Annotated in this window: 13 protein-coding genes; 7 read left to right on the plus strand and 6 right to left on the minus strand. The window is 70.9% G+C overall.

Translation table 11 applies throughout. The features are described from left to right. The 3 genes from G3I65_RS16340 to G3I65_RS16350 all read left to right on the plus strand — a co-directional run. Nucleotides 1-926, plus strand: a 926-nt coding sequence (locus G3I65_RS16340; protein ID WP_160696868.1) for an acetolactate synthase large subunit, incomplete at its 5' end; no start/stop codon positions are given. Nucleotides 927-970: 44 nt separating this feature from the next. After that, nucleotides 971-1,771: an SAM-dependent methyltransferase gene (locus tag G3I65_RS16345; RefSeq protein ID WP_160696869.1), complete on the plus strand. Its 801-nt coding sequence runs from the start codon at nucleotides 971-973 to the stop codon at nucleotides 1,769-1,771. Nucleotides 1,772-1,822: 51 nt separating this feature from the next. Beyond that, on the plus strand, nucleotides 1,823-2,629 hold the full coding sequence (locus tag G3I65_RS16350) for an SAM-dependent methyltransferase (protein ID WP_160696870.1): 807 nt from the start codon (nucleotides 1,823-1,825) through the stop codon (nucleotides 2,627-2,629). Here G3I65_RS16350 and G3I65_RS16355 read toward each other — a convergent pair. Together G3I65_RS16355 and G3I65_RS16360 are read right to left on the minus strand one after the other, a co-directional pair. Then, nucleotides 2,626-4,038, minus strand: coding sequence for an MFS transporter (locus G3I65_RS16355; RefSeq protein WP_160696905.1), 1,413 nt, complete (start codon nucleotides 4,036-4,038; stop codon nucleotides 2,626-2,628). The genes G3I65_RS16350 and G3I65_RS16355 overlap by 4 nt on opposite strands. A gap of 86 nt (nucleotides 4,039-4,124) precedes the next feature. Beyond that, nucleotides 4,125-4,583 (minus strand): DUF3761 domain-containing protein, encoded by a 459-nt coding sequence (locus G3I65_RS16360; RefSeq protein WP_160696871.1) that lies wholly within the window; start codon nucleotides 4,581-4,583, stop codon nucleotides 4,125-4,127. Nucleotides 4,584-4,663: 80 nt separating this feature from the next. Between G3I65_RS16360 and G3I65_RS16365 the strand changes: the two genes are divergently transcribed. From G3I65_RS16365 to G3I65_RS16375, 3 genes are all read left to right on the plus strand, one after another. Further along, complete coding sequence (locus G3I65_RS16365) at nucleotides 4,664-5,728, plus strand: sensor histidine kinase (RefSeq protein ID WP_160696872.1); 1,065 nt, start codon at nucleotides 4,664-4,666, stop codon at nucleotides 5,726-5,728. Between the two features lie 7 nt (nucleotides 5,729-5,735). Then, nucleotides 5,736-6,401, plus strand: coding sequence for a response regulator transcription factor (locus G3I65_RS16370; RefSeq protein WP_160696873.1), 666 nt, complete (start codon nucleotides 5,736-5,738; stop codon nucleotides 6,399-6,401). Between the two features lie 114 nt (nucleotides 6,402-6,515). Further along, a complete protein-coding gene (locus G3I65_RS16375; protein ID WP_160696874.1) occupies nucleotides 6,516-8,564 on the plus strand; it encodes an MMPL family transporter in 2,049 nt (682 codons plus the stop codon). Here the strand turns inward: G3I65_RS16375 and G3I65_RS16380 are convergent. From G3I65_RS16380 to G3I65_RS16395, 4 genes are all read right to left on the minus strand, one after another. Further along, nucleotides 8,561-10,036, minus strand: coding sequence for a hypothetical protein (locus G3I65_RS16380; RefSeq protein ID WP_160696875.1), 1,476 nt, complete (start codon nucleotides 10,034-10,036; stop codon nucleotides 8,561-8,563). The two genes, G3I65_RS16375 and G3I65_RS16380, sit on opposite strands and share 4 nt — an antisense overlap. 73 nt (nucleotides 10,037-10,109) lie before the next feature. Continuing rightward, the gene (locus tag G3I65_RS16385) at nucleotides 10,110-12,446 is read right to left on the minus strand and encodes a GH92 family glycosyl hydrolase (RefSeq protein WP_160696876.1); all 2,337 of its coding nucleotides are present in this window, start codon (nucleotides 12,444-12,446) and stop codon (nucleotides 10,110-10,112) included. A 108-nt stretch (nucleotides 12,447-12,554) separates the two neighbouring features. Further along, nucleotides 12,555-14,726, minus strand: a complete 2,172-nt coding sequence (locus G3I65_RS16390) for a 3-hydroxyacyl-CoA dehydrogenase NAD-binding domain-containing protein (protein WP_160696877.1) — start codon at nucleotides 14,724-14,726, stop codon at nucleotides 12,555-12,557. An 8-nt stretch (nucleotides 14,727-14,734) separates the two neighbouring features. Next, nucleotides 14,735-15,946, minus strand: a complete 1,212-nt coding sequence (locus G3I65_RS16395; RefSeq protein ID WP_160696878.1) for an acetyl-CoA C-acetyltransferase — start codon at nucleotides 15,944-15,946, stop codon at nucleotides 14,735-14,737. A 149-nt stretch (nucleotides 15,947-16,095) separates the two neighbouring features. Between G3I65_RS16395 and G3I65_RS16400 the strand changes: the two genes are divergently transcribed. Then, on the plus strand, nucleotides 16,096-17,274 hold the full coding sequence (locus G3I65_RS16400) for a TetR/AcrR family transcriptional regulator (protein ID WP_160696879.1): 1,179 nt from the start codon (nucleotides 16,096-16,098) through the stop codon (nucleotides 17,272-17,274). Nucleotides 17,275-17,290 lie beyond the last annotated feature (16 nt).

The following is a 17,290-nucleotide window of genomic DNA, read 5'->3' on the forward strand; positions in this document are numbered from 1 at the left end:
GCGAGGAGGGGCTGCGCGCGGCGAGCCGCATCGCCGCCGCGACCGGTGCGAAGACTTTCGTCGAGACGTTCCCGTCTCGTCTGGAGCGCGGTGCGGGCCTGCCGAACATCGAGCGTCTGGGCTACCTCGCCGAACAGGTCGCGTACCAGCTCGACGGGATCAAGCACCTCGTCGTCGCGGGCACGAAGGCGCCGGTGTCGTTCTTCGCCTACCCGGGTAAGGCAAGCGACCTTACGCCGGAAGGTGCGCAGGTGCACACGCTCGCGTCCGTCGGCCAGGACGTCACGCGCGCGCTGAACGAGGTCGCGGAGCTCGTCGCCGCGGACACCGAGCCGGTGCTGCAGCAGCCGTCCCGGCCCGCGCTGCCGACCGGGCCGCTGACCCCGCAGAACTGGGTCGACGTCATCGGCGCGCTGCTGCCCGAGAACGCGATCATCGCCGACGAAGCCAACACGTCCGGCCTGATGCTGCCGGCGGCGACCGCGGGCGCGCCGCGTCACGACGTCCTGACCCTCACCGGCGGCGCGATCGGCTACGGCATGCCGGTCGCGACCGGCGCGGCGGTGGCGGGACGGGACCGTCCCGTCCTGAACCTGCAATCGGACGGCAGCGCGTTGTACACGATCTCGGCGCTCTGGACGCAGGCGCGGGAGAACCTCAACGTCACGACGGTGGTGCTCAACAACCGCGCGTACGCGATCCTGCGGCTGGAGCTGCAGCGCGTCGGCGCGGCGTCGGGCGGCCCGAAGGCGAACGAGCTGCTCGACCTTTCGCGCCCGGACATGGACTTCGTGAAGATCGCGGAGGGCATGGGCGTTCCCGCGACGCGGGCGACCACCGCCGAGGAGCTCGCCGAGCAGTTGCAGCGCGCCTTCGCCGAACCCGGTCCGCACCTCATCGACGCCGCGGTACCGCCGCTGCTGTAGAACCGGACTATTCTCCCGTCACACCCAGAGCCCGGGAGCGGCGGATGAGCGAAGACGAACACGCGAAGCGGGGCATCGACCTCGAAAGACCGAACGCGGCACGCGTGTACGACTACATGATCGGCGGGAGGCTCAACTACGCCGTCGACCGGATGTTCGCCGACCAGATCCTCGGGGTGCTGCCGAACGCGCAGCACATGGCGCTGACCAACCGGGCGTGGCTGCGCCGCGCCGCGCGGTTCGGCGCGGAACAGGGGATCCGGCAGTTCCTCGACATCGGGTCGGGCATGCCGACCGTCGGGCACGTGCACGAGGTCGTCCAGGCGGTCGCCCCGGAGTCGCGGGTGGTGTACGTCGACAACGAACCGATCGCCGTCGCGCACAGCGAAATCGTCCTCGAGAACAACGACAACGCGGCGATGGTCCAGGCCGACGCCGAGTACCCGGACGAGGTGCTGGAGCACCCGACCACCGAGGCGATGATCGACTTCAGCGAGCCGGTGATGGTCATCATGGCCGCGTTCGTGCACTTCATCCCGGACTCCCGCGATCCGGCCGGGCTGATCGGCCGCTACCGGGACGTGCTCGCGCCGGGCAGCTACCTGGCGCTGTCGTCGGGGACCTGGGAAGGACAAGGCGAGGAGACGCAGCGGTCGGTTTCGCTGTACGAGAAGAGCGGGACGCCGTTGACGCTGCGCTCCCCCGACGAGCTGAGCGCGCTCGTGAAGGGCTTCGAGATCCTGCCGCCGGGCGTGGTGTTCACGCCGGAGTGGCGCCCGGACGAGCCGCTCGAGGACCCGCCGGCGCGCTCGGGCGGGCTGGCGCTGGTGGCGCGGAAGATCTAGGCGGCGCGGTCCGGTTATCCTCGGCCGCACACCCTGATCACGGGAGCCGCAGTGAGCGAAGACGAGTACGCCAGACGGGGTATCGACCTCGACAAGCCGAACCCCGCGCGGGTGTACGACTACATCCTCGGCGGCCAGCTGAACTACGCCGTCGACCGGATGTTCGCCGAGCAGGTGCTGACCGCGCAGCCGAACGCGCGGGAGCGGGCGCGGCTGAACCGGCAGTGGCTGCGCCGGGTCATCCGGTTCGGGATGGACCAGGGCATCCGGCAGTTCCTCGACATCGGGTCGGGCATGCCGACCGTCGGGCACGTGCACGAGGTGGCGCACGCGGTCGACCCCACCGCGCGGATCGTCTACGTCGACAACGAACCGATCGCCGTCGCGCACAGCGAGATCGTCCTCGAGGACAACGAGAACGCCGCGATGGTGCACGCCGACGCCGAGTTCCCCGACGACGTCCTCGAACACGACATCACCGAGACGATGCTGGACCTGGACCAGCCGGTGATGGTCGTGATGGCGCTGTTCGTGCACTTCATCCCGGACGAACGGGACCCGGCCCGGCTGATCGCCGCCTACCGCGACGCGCTCGCGCCCGGCAGCTACCTCGCGCTGTCGTCCGCGACGTACGAGCAGCAGAGCGACGGCACGGCCCGCGCCGTGGCGATGTACCGGAAGAGCGCGAACCCCGTGACCCCGCGCTCGGCCGACGAGCTGCGCGCGCTGGTCGACGGCTTCGAGATCCTCGACCCGGGCGTCGTGTTCATCCCCGAGTGGCGGCCGGACGACCCCGCGGACGTGCCTGCCGACCCGGCCGAGAGCGGCGGGCTGGCGCTGGTCGCGCGCAAGAACTAGGCGGGGACCAGCTCCGGCGCGGTGCGCGTCTTCGGCACCAGCCCGGCGAGCAGCACGCCGGTCAGCGCGGCGAGCGCGGCCACCGCGAACGTGGCCCGGAAGCCGAACAGCGACGGCACCGAGAGCCCGCCGACGGTGATCGTCAGCTGGGCCAGCATCGCGGCCATCACCGCGCTGGAGACCGCCGTGCCGACCGAGCGCATCAGGGAGTTCAGGCCGTTCGCCGACGCCGTTTCGGTGACCGGCACCGAGCCCATGATCAGCGCGGGCATCGCCGCGTACGCGATGCCGACGCCGGCACCGATGATCACCGACGCCGTGATCAGCTCGAAGGCGTTGCCCATCAGCAGGATCGCGAAGACGTACCCGGCGGCGATCACCAGCGCGCCGGTCATCAGGGTCGGGCGCGGGCCGAAGCGGGTGATGAGCCGCGCCGAAACGGGCGACAGCAGCATCATCACGAGACCGTTCGGCGCCAGGGACAGCCCGGACTCCACCATCGTTTGGCCCAGGCCGTACCCGGTCGCCGACGACGCCTGCAGCAGCTGCGGGAACGACAACGCCATGGCGTACATCGAGAAGCCGACCATGATCGACGCGAGGTTCGTGAACAGCACCGGGCGGCGCGCGGACACCCGCAGGTCGACGAGCGGGTCGCGCCGGCGCAGCTGGTAGGTGCCCCAGGCGAGCAGCACGACGACGGCGGCCGCGGCGAACCCCAGCGTCGGCGTGCTGGTCCAGCCCCAGGTGGCTCCCTTCACCACCGGCAGCAGCAGGCAGACCAGGCCCGCGGCGATCCCGAAGGCGCCGAAGTAGTCGAACGGCGCGGGTGTGCGCAGCGGCGACTCCGGCACGAACTTGAGGATCAACAGCGCGAAGAAGAGCCCGAGGCCGGCGGCCATCCAGAAGAGCACGTGCCAGTCGGCGTTCTCGGCGACGACGGCCGCGACCGGCAGCCCGATCGCGCCGCCCACCCCGAGCGTCGCGCTCATCAGCGAGATCGCGCCGCCGACGCGTTCGGGCGGGAGCTCGTCGCGCATGATGCTGATGCCGAGCGGGATCACGCCCATCGCGCAGCCCTGCAGCCCGCGCCCGATGATGTGGAACGCGAGCGCGCTCGTCGTCGCGGACACGACCGAGCCGGCGATGAGCAGCGCGAGGCTGACCAGGATCATCCGCCGCTTGCCGTAGAGGTCGCCGAGCCGCCCGCTGACCGGGGTGATGACGGCGGCGGCCAGCAGCGTCACGGTGACCACCCAGGACGCGTCGGCGGGCGAAGCGTTCAGCAGCCGCGGGAAGACCGGGATCAGCGGCACGACCAGCGTCTGCATGAACGACGCGACGAGCCCGCACGAAGCGAGCACGACGACGATCGCGCGGCCGGACCGCTCGGGACGGGACACCAACACCCCCACGGTGTGTAGTTAGTACGCATCATGCAACTTCATGCACTGTACCCACGGGGTGGCGGGATTCCGTCCGAGTGGCGGTTTCGTCACAGCCAGGTGCGGACTCCCCCGTGCCCGGAGCAGGTCCCGGAGCGGTGCTGGCTGTAGCTGTAGCTCCCGTCTTTGCAGAGCGCCGTCGCGCCGGACGGGTTGTCGCTGGGCCGGTGGACGCAGTTGCCGTCGGAGTTCCGGTAGTAGTCGGCGCCGCACTCGGCGGGCTTCGGCGCGGCCTGCGCGGTGGTCTTCGGGATGCTTTTCGGGGCGGTCTTGGGCTTCGGCACGGCCGCTTGCGGGGTGGTCGGCGTGGTCGTGACGGCCGCCGCTTCGGAGGTGGTCACCGGCGCTTCGGTCGTGACCGGGACCGACGTCGACGGCGTCTGGTAGGTCGACGACGTCGGAGCGTCGAGGACCCCGACCTGCCCCGCGTCCTTCGGCGGCACCGCGCCGACGCCACAGCCCGCCACCAGCAGGCCGGCGGCCAGGATCAACCCCAGTTTCTTGCTCACGATGACTCCTTAGCAACACGAATCAATGCCGCCGGAGTCGCTCGGCCGGGAGGGTTTGTTACGCCGCCTAAACTCGGCGCATGTCCTGGTTGCGGCGCTACGCGGCCGAGCTCGCGGTCACCGTCGCCGTGCTCGTCGGCTCGCTCTTCGCCGTCCTGAACGACGGCGCCAAGCCCCCGCACCACGCCGCGCTCGGGTGGGCGCTCACCGTCCTCTGCTGCGCCGCGCTGTTCTTCCGCCGGACGTACCCGCTGAGCGTCGCCGGGTTAACGCTCGTTTGCTGCGCGCTGTACTACCCGCTGACCGACCCGGACGGGCTCGTTCTCCTCGCCTTCGCGTACGCGCTCTTCGCCGCCGCCGCGGCCGGGCGGATCCGCGGGGCCGCGCTGCTCGCCGTCGCCGCGATGGCCGGAGTCGCGGTCGGGGAGATCAGCTCACGGACCGGGCGGCACGTCGACAACTTCGCGTTCTTCCTCATGACCGGCTGGTTCGTCGCGCTGGTCGCGGGCGGCGCCGTCGCGCACTTCCGAGCCGAAGCCGAGCGGACGAAGGAGGCCGAAGCGCGGGCGCGGGCCACCGACGAGCGGCTCCGGATCGCGCGCGAACTGCACGACGTCCTGGGCCACCACCTCGCGCTGATCAACGTCCAGGCCGGCGCCGCGCTGCACCGCCGGGACCCCGCGCAGGCCGAGGAAGCCCTCGGGGCGATCAAAGACGCCAGCAAGACCGCACTCCAGGAGTTGCGCGCGACGCTCGGGATGCTCCGGACCGCACGCCCCGCGCTGGACCGGGTCGCGGAGCTGGCCGAGTCGGTCGGGGCGTCCGGGCTGACCGTGCGCACCGAGATCGACGGTGTCGCCCGGGACCTGCCGCCGGACGTCGAGCACGCCGCGTTCCGCGTGGTGCAGGAGGCGCTGACCAACGTCGCCAAGCACGCCGCCGCGAAGACCGTCGTCGTGCGGCTCGGGTACCGCGCCGACGAGCTGTCCGTGCAGGTCGACGACGACGGCCGCGGCGGGGACGCGCCGCCGGGGAACGGGATCCGCGGAATGGCCGAACGGGCCCGGGCGCTGGGCGGCGAAGTGACCGCCGCGCCGCGCGAAGGCGGCGGTTACCGGGTGCGCGCGCGGCTGCCGGTGCGATGATGGGCCGATGATCCGGGTCCTGCTCGTCGACGACCAGCGGCTGGTGCGGGCCGGCTTCCGGTCCATTTTGGACGGCGAGGACGACATCACCGTCGTGGCCGAAGCCGCGGACGGCCGTGAGGCGCTGCAGGCCGCGCACGAGCACAGTCCGGACGTCGTGCTGATGGACATCCGCATGCCGGTGCTCGACGGCCTGGCCGCGACGCGGCACCTCCTCGAAGACCCGGCCGTACACAGTAAGGTCGTCATTCTTACGACGTTCGACCTCGACGAAGACGTCTACGGCGCCCTGCGCGCGGGCGCGAGCGGGTTCCTGGTCAAGGACACCGAGCCCGAGGAGCTGATCCACGCGGTGCGCGTGGTCGCGCGCGGCGACGCGCTGCTGGCGCCGTCGATCACCCGGCGGCTGATCTCGGAGTTCGCCTCGCGCGGCACCCGCCCGGCGCCGCCCCCGGCGCTGGACCGGCTGACCGACCGCGAACGCGAAGTGCTGTCCCTGGTCGCGGCGGGCCTGTCGAACGACGAGATCGCGCGCGAGCTCACGCTCAGCCCGGCGACGGCGAAGACCCACGTCAGCCGCATCATGACCAAGACCGGCGCGCGCGACCGGGCGCAGCTCGTCGTGCTCGCCTACGAGTCCGGCGCGGTGACGCCGCGCTGGGTGAACCCCTGATCCGTACTCCCCCGGGAGTACGGGACGAGCCTTAAGGGACTCCGCCGGGAGCAGCGCAAGTGTCCTCCCGTGCTCGACGCGGAGCAGGCCCCCGGACGCGAATCCTTGTCCGCCATGGACACCATCACTCGCCCCACCGGGGGAAGCCTGGCGAAGCTGGCCGGCTGGGCGCAGCGCCACCGGTGGCTCGCCGTCGCGCTCTGGGCGCTGCTCCTCATCGGCGTCACGCTCACCTCGCGGCTCACCGGAGCCGCGTTCCACGACGACAACTCGCTGCCCGGAACCGAGTCCCAGCAGGTCGTCGACCTGCTGCGGAACACCGCGCAATCGGACACGAGCGCGCAGATCGTGTTCCGGGACGACAGCGGGCTCGAGACGCGGCGCGGCGCGATCGAAGCTGTTCTGGACGATGTCCGATTGCAGCCGCACGTCCGGTCGGTGACCGGGCCGTTCGACACGCTGTCGGCCGACGGCCGGATCGGCTACGCGACCGTCACGTTCGACGCGGCCTCGGCCGACCTGCCCTACGACGACATCGTGAAGTTCGCCGGCGTCGTCGAGCGCAGTCCCGTCGAGGCCGCGCTCGCCGGGGAGCCCATCAAGCGCATCTCCGGCGGTGGCGGGCCCTCGGAAGGCGTCGGACTGCTCGCCGCGCTGGTCATCCTCGTGTTCCTGTTCCGCTCGCTGCTCGCGGCCGGGCTGCCGGTCATCACCGCGGTGTTCGCCGTCGGCAGCACGCTCGGCGTGATCACGGTCGTCTCGCACTACGTCGACATCGCGAGCTACACCTCGCCGCTGATGATGCTGGTGGGCTTCGGGGTTGGCGTCGACTACGCGCTGCTCGTCTTCTCCCGCTACCGCACGGAGATCCTGAACGGCCTCGACCGCGAAGCGGCGGCGAGACGCGCGCTCGACACCGCCGGCCGCTCGGTGCTGTTCGCCGGGACGACGGTGATCATCGCGCTGCTCGGCCTGCTCGCGCTGGGGCTCGGCGGGCTGCGCGGCGTCGCGCTGTCGGTCGCGCTGACCGTCCTGATGACGATGCTCGCGTCGGTGACGCTGCTCCCGGCGTTGCTTTCGCTGTTCGGGAAGCGGCTCGAACGCGGGATCCGGCGGCACGCGGAGAAGCGCGAGCACGGCCGGGCGTGGCGCCGGCTCGCGGACGGCGTCCAGCGGCGGCCCGCGGCACCGCTGGCGATCGGCCTGCTGCTCCTCGTCGGACTGTCCATCCCGGCGCTGGGCATGCGGCTCGGGTTCGCCGACGCGAGCACCGACCCGGCCGGGTCCACCACGCGCAAGGCGTACGACCTGCTGGCGGAGGGCTTCGGCCCGGGCTTCAGCGGCCCGCTCGCGGTCGTCGCGGCAGAAGGCGACGCCGTCGCGCTGCAGCAACGGCTGGCGTCGACGCCGGGGATCGCCCGCGCGCTGCCGCCGATGGGCCGGACCGTCCTCGCTTTCCCGACGACGTCGCCGCAGGACGCGGCGACCGCCGAGCTGGTGACGCGGCTGCGGACCGAGGTCCTGCCGGCGCTCCCGGGGCACTACCTGGTCGGCGGGCAGGTCGCGGCCGCGACGGACTTCGCGGACGCCGTCGCCGCCCGGCTGCCGCTGTTCGTGCTGGTCGTCGTCGGGTTGTCCGCGCTGCTGCTGATGGTCGTGTTCCGGTCGGTGCTGATCCCGCTCAAGGCGGCGCTGCTGAACCTGCTGAGCATCGGCGCTTCGCTCGGCGTGATGACGCTGGTGTTCGGCGACGGCCGGCTCGGCGCGCAGTCCGGTCCGATCGAGGCCTTCGTGCCGGTGATGATCTTCGCGATCGTGTTCGGGCTGTCCATGGACTATGAGGTGTTCCTGGTGTCGCGGATGCACGAGGAGTGGCGGCGCACCGGCGACGCGCGGCTCGCGGTGCGCGAAGGGCTCGCCGCGACCGGCGGCGTGATCACCGCGGCCGGCGCGATCATGGTGCTGGTGTTCGGCGCGTTCCTGCTCGATCCGTCGCGGATGCTGGCGCAGTTCGGTCTCGGCCTCGCGGTCGCGGTGCTGCTGGACGCACTGGTGATCCGCTGCCTGGTCGTGCCGGCGATCATGCGGTTGCTCGGCGAGCGGGCCTGGTGGTTGCCGAAGTGGCTGGACCGGCGGCTCCCGCACCTCGCGCTCGAGCCTTAGGCCCGCAAGCGCCGCGCGACGGTGTCCGCCAGCTGCCGGGCCGGGGTGCACAACCGGTCCGGCGGCTCGTCGCTCTTCTCGACGTCGACGAGCACGAGCTCGTCGGTCAGCACGTGGTTCGGGTCGGTGTACTGGCGGTAGACGATCGAGACCGTGCAGCTCGTGTCGCTGCGCTTCGCGGCCCACACCCGCGCCGCGAAGCCGGGCAGCTCGACCGGTGTGCCGTCGAGACCCTCGGCTTCGGTGCGGTCGAAGAGCACCTTCACCACCCCGGGCCGGTCGGTGTAGTCCCAGTCGCAGCCCCAGTTCGCGAAGTCCGGCGTCCGCTCCAGCGGCCCGGCGCCGACGGCGGCCGTCACCGCGGCGGCGTCTACCAGCGCGCATGCGTCCTTCCCCGCGAGCGAGCCGGCGGGCAGCTCGCGCCGGGCGATCTCGCCCTGCCGCAGTTTCAGCAGAGCGCTCGCCAGGACCGTCTCGGTCATCCCGCACAGGTCGACCGGCCGCTCGCCGGTCTCGCGAGCCTGGAAGATCACCTGTTCGTCGTCCGGCAGGAGCACCAGCCGGACGCAGTTGTCCGGCTGCGCGGGCGGGCGCTGGATCCCCAGTGTGCCTTCCCGCTGCACCGGCAGGCTCGGGTCCGAGCCGCCTTTCGCGAACTCGACGCGCACGTCGACGAACTGCTCGCGGTCCCGCGTCAGGTACACGAGCGCGTCGCAGCGGTTGAAGTTGCCGTAGTCCTCGAACGTCTCGACCGTCCCGTAGGCGGTCAGCGCTTCGGCGTAGGTCAGCGCGCACGGGTCGGCGGTGCGCGGGTCGCCGAGGAAGCTGTCGTCGCCGGGCCACAGGACGACCGCGGCGGCGGAGATGAGCGCGGCCACGGTTGCCACGCCCAGCCACCGCAGCCAGGTCCGGCGGGCCAGTGGCGGGTAGGGGTCGTCCGGCCGGGCGATCCAGGCGGTTTCGCGGGTCTCCTTGACCTTCACCTTGACCCGCCGGTAGGTGTCGGCCTTCGCGTGCGCGCTCTGTTTCACCACCTCTTCGAAAAACCATTTGGACATGACGAGCGCCAGCACGCCGTCCGATTTGGCGAGTGCTTTCTTCAGCACCTTCGCGTCGAGCAGCCGATAGGCCTTGATGATCGCCCGCGACGCCACTCCGTGCTCGTCGTAGGCGATTTCCCCGGCGTGCAGGGCGACCCGAACGCGGATCTGCGCCTGCTTCGGGTGCCGGGCGTTGTGCGCGCGTACGGCCTCCGCGAGCGCGGTCGGAAACCGCTCCACGAAAGCGGATTTGGGCACGGTGGCGGGCACGAGGACGAACACGCCGTCCCCCGCGTCGTCGAGCCGTGACTCCTGCCAGGGCAGGCCGCAGTCGAGAAAGGCCTTTTCCAATGCCTCGTACAGACCGCTCCGCAACGCGAGCAGGTCGGGTGTCGTTCTCTCCGCGGCGCCGTACTTTTCGACGTCGATCAAGAAGATCGTTCTGTGAACGGGCGAAACCACCCCGCAGACCGTACCCGCGACGGCGGTAAACCCGATCGGGTGATCAGCGCCCCCAGGCCGTCGGCGTCTCGGACAAGCGGAATTCCAGCGTGCCGCCGGTGCGCAGGAATGACGCGTCGAGTTTCCAGTCGCGCTGCGGCCGTCCGCCGCGCCGGACGTCGGCGACGTACTTCCCGCTCCCGGACGTCGTGATCCGGATCGGCGCCGCACCCGCCGGCCGCACGACGGCGGTCGCGAACAGCGGGCTCGACAGCAGCAGCTCGCCCGTGCCCGGCGTGCGCGGGTAGATCCCGAGCGCCGCGAAGACGTACCAGGCGGACATCGTGCCGAGGTCGTCGTTGCCGGGCAGGCCGGCCGGGCCGGTCGTGTAGACGGAGTTCACCAGCTGCCGGACGGTCTCCTGCGTCTTCGCTGGCTGCCCGAGCTCGTTGTACAGCCACGGCGCGTGGATGTCGGGCTCGTTCGTCGGGTCGTACTTGAGCGGCCCGCCGCCCTTGAGCTGCCAGTTGCCTGCTCCGTCGTGGAAGAACCCGTCGAGCCGGGTGACGGCGTTCGCCTTGTCGCCCATCGCGTCGGCGAGACCGGAGACGTCCTGCGGGACCATCCACGTGTAAGCCGCCGCACTGCCCTGCGCGAACCCGCGGTCGCTCGCCGGGTCGAACGGCGTCACCCAGCTGCCGTCGAGGTTGCGCGCCTGCGCGTAACCGGTCTCCGGGTTGAAGACGTTCCGCCAGTACGCGCCGCGTGCGCGCAGCTCCGCGGCTTCGCCGGTCCGCCCGAGCTGTTCCGCCCAATGTCCGATTGCAGAGTCCGCGACCGCGTCTTCGAGCGTCTCGGCGGCGCCACCCCAGCAATGGCAGACGTCGTTCGGCGCGTAGTGCGACGTGACGTACTGCGTAAGGTTCGGCCGCTGGCCGACGCACTGGCCCGGACAACCGCCGTCCTGCAGGCCTTCGGGCCGCGGGACGGTCGCCTGCCGGTACAGCGACTCGAACGCGCCGCGGTAGTCGAAGTTGCGGACGCCCATCGTGTAGAACGTCGCGAGCGTCGCCGCCGACGGATCGCCGGTCATCACGTGCGTCGCGCCGTTGACGTGCACCCAGCGGTCCCAGACGCCGTCGTTCTGCTTCGCGTAGTTGTAGAGCGACTGCGCGAAGTTCCCGGCGACGCGCGGTTCGAGCAGCGCCAACAGCTGGATCTGGGCGCGGTACTGGTCCCAGCCGGAGAAGTTGGAGTACTGCGCGTCCTGCCCCGGTTCGACGCGGTGGACCTGCCAGTCCATCCCGAGGTACCGGCCGTCGACGTCGCTGACGAGGTTGGGCTGCTGAAGGCCGTGGTAGAGCGCGGTGGTGAAGACGATCCGCTGGCCGGCGGTGCCGCCGCCGACGTCGATCCGGCTCAGTTCGGTGTTCCAGGCCCGCTTCGTCGCGCCGGCGACGCTGTCCACGGTGGACTTCGGCGGCTGCTCCGCGCGCAGGTTGCGTTCGGCGCCGTCGAGGGAGACGTACGAGATCGCGATCCGCATGGTGACCTTGCTGCCGGGCGCGAAGGTGACGTAACCGCCCGAGCCGCGTCCCGCGCGGTCCTTGCCCGTCGCGTAACCTTCGCCGCCGGTCTGGTCGAGACCGCCGGGCTGCAGCGTCGCGTCCTTCCACGTCCCGGTGCCGGTGAAGGGCTGGTCGAACCGCGCGGTGAAGTACAGGCGGTAGTAGGACTTGCGGTTGTTGACCCCGCCGTTCGCGCGGCGCCCGCAGAACGCGCCGGTCAGCACCGACCCGGTGACCCGGCGGTTCGCCGGGTCGAGGTGCGTTTCGGCGTCCTCGCTGCCGTTGAGCGAGTTCGACGTGCGGAACAGCAGGCTCGCGGGCTTGCCCGCCGGGTAGGCCAGCGTGCCGATCGCGGTGCGCTCGGTCGCCGCGACGTCGGTCGTGACGCCGTTGGCCAGGCCGAGACGGTACCGTCCCGGCGACGCGCTCTCGTCCGCGTGGCTGAAGTTGCTCGCGTACACCGCGTCGGTGGTGTCGGCGGTCGGCGAGGAGGTGACGTCGCCGGCGAACGGCAGGATCGGCACGTCCCCGGCGGCGCCGGGATTGCAGCCGGCGCCGTTAACGTGCGTTAACGCGAAGCCGCGGACGCGGGTGGTGTCGTACTGATACCCGTTGGCGGCGCCGGTGGACGTCTGGTCGCCGCGCGTGCTGGTCGGGCTCCAGGAGAGCATCCCGAACGGCGCGACCGCCCCGGGATAGGTGTTGCCGTCCCCGGCCGAGCCGATCAGCGGGTCGACGAAGTCGGCGGGACTCAGATCGGCGGCTGCTGACATCGTTGTCAACGCGGAGGCGAACAGGGCGGCGGCGAGCGCCACCGTCAGGGAACTGCGCATGGGCGGAGGTTAACGCGCGTTCAGTGACCGTTGGGCGAACGCGCGCGGACAAACTGGCGGACACGACGAAGGCCGCCACCGGAGTGACGGCCTTCGACGGTCCAGCCCTTATTCGTAGATCTCGCCCTTGGCGGCCTTCTCGACCAGCGAGGCCGGCGGCTCGAAGTGGTCGCCGTACCGGGCCGCGAGCTCGCGGGACCGGTCGACGAAGCCCTGCAGGCCACCCTCGTACTGGTTGATGTACTGGATGACACCGCCGGTCCACGCCGGGAAGCCGATGCCGAAGATCGAGCCGATGTTGGCGTCCGCGACCGACGTCAGCACGCCTTCGTCGAAGCACTTCACCGTCTCGAGCGCCTCGGCGAAGAGCATCCGCTCCTTGAGGTCCTCGAACGGCACTTCCGTCGAGCCGGACTTGAACGCGTCACGCAGGCCCGGCCACAGGCCCACGCGCTTGCCCTCGGCGTCGTACTCGTAGAAGCCCGCGCCGGTCGAGCGGCCCTTGCGGTCGTACTCGTCCAGCATCCGGTCGATCACGGCCTCGGACGCGTGCGCCTTCCACGTGCCGCCCGCGGCCTCGATCGCCTCGCGGGTCTCCTTGCGGATCTTGCGCGGCAGGGTCAGCGTCAGCTCGTCCATCAGCTGCAGCGGCGGCGCCGGGTAGCCCGCCTGCGAACCGGCCTGCTCGATCGACGCCGGCTCGACACCCTCGCCCAGCGCGGCGACGGCCTCGTTGATGAACGTGCCGATCACGCGCGAGGTGAAGAAACCGCGGCTGTCGTTGACGACGATCGGGGTCTTCTTGATCTGCAGCGTGTAGTCGAAGACCTTGGCCAGCGTCGCCGGCGACGTCTTCTCACCGCAGATGATCTCGACCAGCGGCATCTTGTCCACCGGCGAGAAGAAGTGGATCCCGATGAAGTCCTCGGTCCGCTGCACGCCTTCGGCGAGCGTGGTGATCGGCAGCGTCGAGGTGTTGGAGCCCAGCACCGCGTCGGCGTTGACGACGCTCTCGATCTCGCCGAACACCTTGTGCTTCAGCTCGACGCTCTCGAACACGGCCTCGATGACGAAGTCGACGCCCGCGAAGTCGGCCGGGTCGGCGGTCGGCTTGATCTTCGCCAGCAGCGCGTCCGACTTCTCCTGCGTGGTCTTGCCGCGCGAAAGCGCCTTCTGCTCCAGCTTCTCCGCGTAGCCCTTGCCCTTCTCGGCCGCCTCCTGCGAGACGTCCTTGAGGACGACGTCGATGCCGGCCTTCGCCGACACGTACGCGATCGCCGCGCCCATCATCCCGGCACCGAGCACGCCGACCTTCTTGGCCGTGTACTTCTCGAAGCCGTCCGGGCGGGAGCCGCCGGAGTTGATGGTCTGCAGGTCGAAGAAGAACGCCTTCGTCATGTTCTTCGAGACCTGGCCGGTGGCGAGGTGGATGAAGTAGCGCGTCTCGATCGTGATCGCGGTGTCGAAGTCGACCTGCGCGCCCTCGATCGCGGCGGCCAGGATCGCCCGCGGCGCCGGCATGTTCGCGCCCTTGATCTGCTTGCGCAGGTTCGCCGGGAACGCCGGCAGGTTGGCCGCGAAGCTCGGGTTCGACGGGGTGCCGCCCGGGATCTTGTAGCCCTTGACGTCCCACGGCTGGACGCCGCCCTCGGGGTTCGCCTTGATCCACGCCTTCGCGGCGGGGACGAGCTCCTCGACCGTGCCGACGAGCTCGTGCACCAGGCCGAGTTCGAGCGCCTTGGCCGGGCGGTGGCGCTGGCCCTGCAGGAGGACGTTCAGCAGCGCGCTCTGGATGCCGAGCAGGCGCACGGTGCGCACGACGCCACCGCCGCCGGGCAGCAGGCCCAGCGTCACCTCGGGCAGGCCGATCTGGCTGCCCTTGACGTCGGCGGCGATGCGGTGGTGCGTCGCCAGCGCGATCTCGAGGCCGCCGCCGAGCGCGGCGCCGTTGATCGCCGCGACGACCGGCTTGCCGAGCTGCTCGATGCGGCGCATCTGCCCCTTCATCAGGGTGCTGCCCTCGGTCAGCTCGACCGCGTTCTCCGGCTTGGCCTGGATGAGGTCGTTCAGGTCGCCGCCGGCGAAGAACGTCTTCTTGGCGGACGTGATCACGACGCCGGTGATGGAGTCCTTCTCGGCCTCCAGGCGGTCGACGGTCACGCCGAGCGACTCGCGGAAGTCGGCGTTCATCGTGTTCGCCGACTGGTTCGGGTCGTCCAGGGTCAGGGTGACGATGCCGTCGGAGTCCTGCTCCCAGCGGATGGTCTTGCTCTCGGCCATTGTGGTCCTCACACCCGCTCGATGATGGTCGCGACGCCCATGCCGCCGCCGATGCACAGGGTCACCAGTGCGCGGCGCGCCTGGCGCCGTTCGAGCTCGTCGACCACGGTGCCGACCAGCATCGCGCCGGTGGCGCCGAGCGGGTGGCCCATGGCGATCGCGCCGCCGTTGACGTTGACCTTGTCCTCGTCGAGGTGCAGGTCCTTGATCCACTTGAGCACGACGGACGCGAACGCCTCGTTGAGCTCCCACAGGTCGATGTCCTCGGGCTTGAGGCCCGCGGTCTTCAAGACCTTCTCGGTGGCCGGCGTGGGGCCGGTCAGCATGATCGTCGGTTCCGAGCCGATCGACGCGGTCGCCACGATCCGGGCGCGCGGCGTCAGCCCGAAGGTCTTGCCGATCTGCTCGGAGCCGACGAGCACCAGCGCGGCGCCGTCGACGATGCCGGAGGAGTTGCCGCCGGTGTGGACGTGGTTGATCTTCTCGACCGAGTGGTACTTCTGCAGCGCGACGGCGTCGAAGCCGCCCAGCTCGCCGATGCCCGCGAAGGCCGGCTTGAGCTTGCCGAGGCCCTCGACGGTGGAGCCGGGACGGCGGTGCTCGTCGTGGTCCAGCACGGTGACGCCGTTGATGTCCTTGACCGGGACGACGGACTTGGCGAAGTAGCCGCCGGACCAGGCCGCCTCGGCGCGGTCCTGCGAGCGGACGGCCCAGCGGTCGACGTCCTCGCGGGAGAAGCCCTCGATGGTCGCGATCAGGTCGGCGCCGGTGCCCTGCGGGACGATGTAGTTGTCGTACGCGGTGGCCGGGTCCATGAACAGCGCGCCGCCGTCGGAGCCCATCGGCACGCGCGACATCGACTCGACGCCGCCGGCGATGACCAGGTTGTCCCAGCCGGAGCGGATCTTCTGCGCGGCGGTGTTGGTGGCTTCCAGGCCGGAGGCGCAGAAGCGGTTGAGCTGCACACCGGCGACGGTCTCGGGGAGACCGGCGTTCAGCGCGGCGGTGCGCGCGATGACCGCGCCCTGCTCGCCGACCGGGGAGACGACGCCGAGTACGACGTCGTCGATCACCGCGGGGTCGAGGTTCGGGTGGCGGACCTTGAGCTCTTCGATCAGGCCGACCACCAGGTCGACCGGCTTGGTGCCGTGCAGGGCACCGCCCTTGTTCTTGCCGCGAGGCGTGCGGATCGCCTCGTAGATGTAGGCCTCGCTACTCACAGAACAACTCCTCGCGAGCGTGTGGGACGTCTTCGTACCGTGACCGATGATACCGGCCAGTAGGGCTAATGGCCATTAACATATCGCCGGATAACCCCATGGTGTCAATGGGTTGCAGGTGTGCCGTTAACCGCTATCGTTCACTCACCATGACCGACGTCGAGCGCACCGCGCGCCCCCGCGACCGCAAGGCCCAGCTGGCCGCGGTGGCGGCGGAGCTGTTCCGCGCGCGCGGCTTCCCCGGGGTCGGCATCAAGGACATCGCGGACGCGGCGGGCGTCACCGGCCCCGCGCTGTACCGCCACTTCGCGGACAAGCAGGCGATCCTGGCGTACGTCGTCCTCAGTGGCTTCGAGGACCTGGAGACGGCGACGGCGGAAGCGCTGTCGGACTCCGTTGAGCCTTCCGACCAGCTGGAATCCCTCCTCCGCCAGCTCGCGGCGCAGGCTGTCGAGCGCCGGGAAATCGCGGCGCTCTGGCGCTGGGAGGGCCGCCACCTGCCCAAGGAGGACCAGCGGGAGATCGCGCGCCGCTCGGCGCTGGCGCTCACGGCGTGGTCGAAGGCGCTGCTCGCGCGGCGCCCCGACCTGCCCGGCGAGGACGCGGAGCTGCTGTGCTGGGCGGCGCTGTCGGTGTTCGGCAGCGTCTCGGTGCACCACACGTCGGTGGCACGCCGCCGCTTCGCCCAGTTACTGGTCGAACTGGCGCTCGGTGTGCTGAACGCCACACTCCCGTCGCCGTCCGCGCCGCCGGTTCCCGCGGCACTGAGCCTGGGCACGCCGTCCCGCCGCGAGCAGGTCCTGGCGGAAGCGACGGCGCTGTTCGCCCAGCGCGGCTTCCACGACGTCAGCATGGAGGACATCGGCGCGGCGGCGGGCATCGCGGGCCCGAGCGTCTACCGCCACTTCCCGAGCAAGGCGGCTCTCATGGTGGCGATCGGCCACCGCGCGGCGGACCGGCTGGCGCTCGCGGCCGAGCGCGCGCTCCAGGCCCCGGACGAACACACCGCCCTGCGCCGCCTGGCGGAGTCGTACGTGCACACGATTCTGCACACGCCGGAACTGCTCGTGTCGTTCTCGGCGGACCGCGTCACGATGCCCGACCGCGACAAAGCGGATCTGTTGCGCGTGCAACGCGATTACGTCGCGCAGTGGGTCACGTTGCTTTCCGCAGTACGTCCTTCGCTGCCGCCGCGGGAAGCGAAAATCACCGTGCACGCGGCGCTGACCATCGCAAACGACCTCGCACGCACCCGCCGGGTGGCGGCCCGCCCCCACTTCGCGGCGGAGCTGACGACCCTCCTGCACACGGTGCTGGACGTAGCCTGATCGGCGCACGGCGTCC

Source organism: Amycolatopsis sp. SID8362, assembly GCF_010550475.1.
Taxonomy (GTDB): domain Bacteria; phylum Actinomycetota; class Actinomycetes; order Mycobacteriales; family Pseudonocardiaceae; genus Amycolatopsis; species Amycolatopsis eburnea.

Excerpts from the sequence above, each read along its gene's own strand:
- G3I65_RS16345 (WP_160696869.1), top strand. The coding sequence starts at position 971 with ATGAGCGAAGACGAACACGCGAAGCGGGGCATCGACCTCGAAAGACCG.
- G3I65_RS16365 (WP_160696872.1), top strand. The coding sequence starts at position 4,664 with ATGTCCTGGTTGCGGCGCTACGCGGCCGAGCTCGCGGTCACCGTCGCC.
- G3I65_RS16370 (WP_160696873.1), top strand. The coding sequence starts at position 5,736 with ATGATCCGGGTCCTGCTCGTCGACGACCAGCGGCTGGTGCGGGCCGGC.
- G3I65_RS16375 (WP_160696874.1), top strand. The coding sequence starts at position 6,516 with ATGGACACCATCACTCGCCCCACCGGGGGAAGCCTGGCGAAGCTGGCC.
- G3I65_RS16385 (WP_160696876.1), bottom strand. The coding sequence starts at position 12,446 with ATGCGCAGTTCCCTGACGGTGGCGCTCGCCGCCGCCCTGTTCGCCTCC.
- G3I65_RS16390 (WP_160696877.1), bottom strand. The coding sequence starts at position 14,726 with ATGGCCGAGAGCAAGACCATCCGCTGGGAGCAGGACTCCGACGGCATC.
- G3I65_RS16400 (WP_160696879.1), top strand. The coding sequence starts at position 16,096 with ATGACCGACGTCGAGCGCACCGCGCGCCCCCGCGACCGCAAGGCCCAG.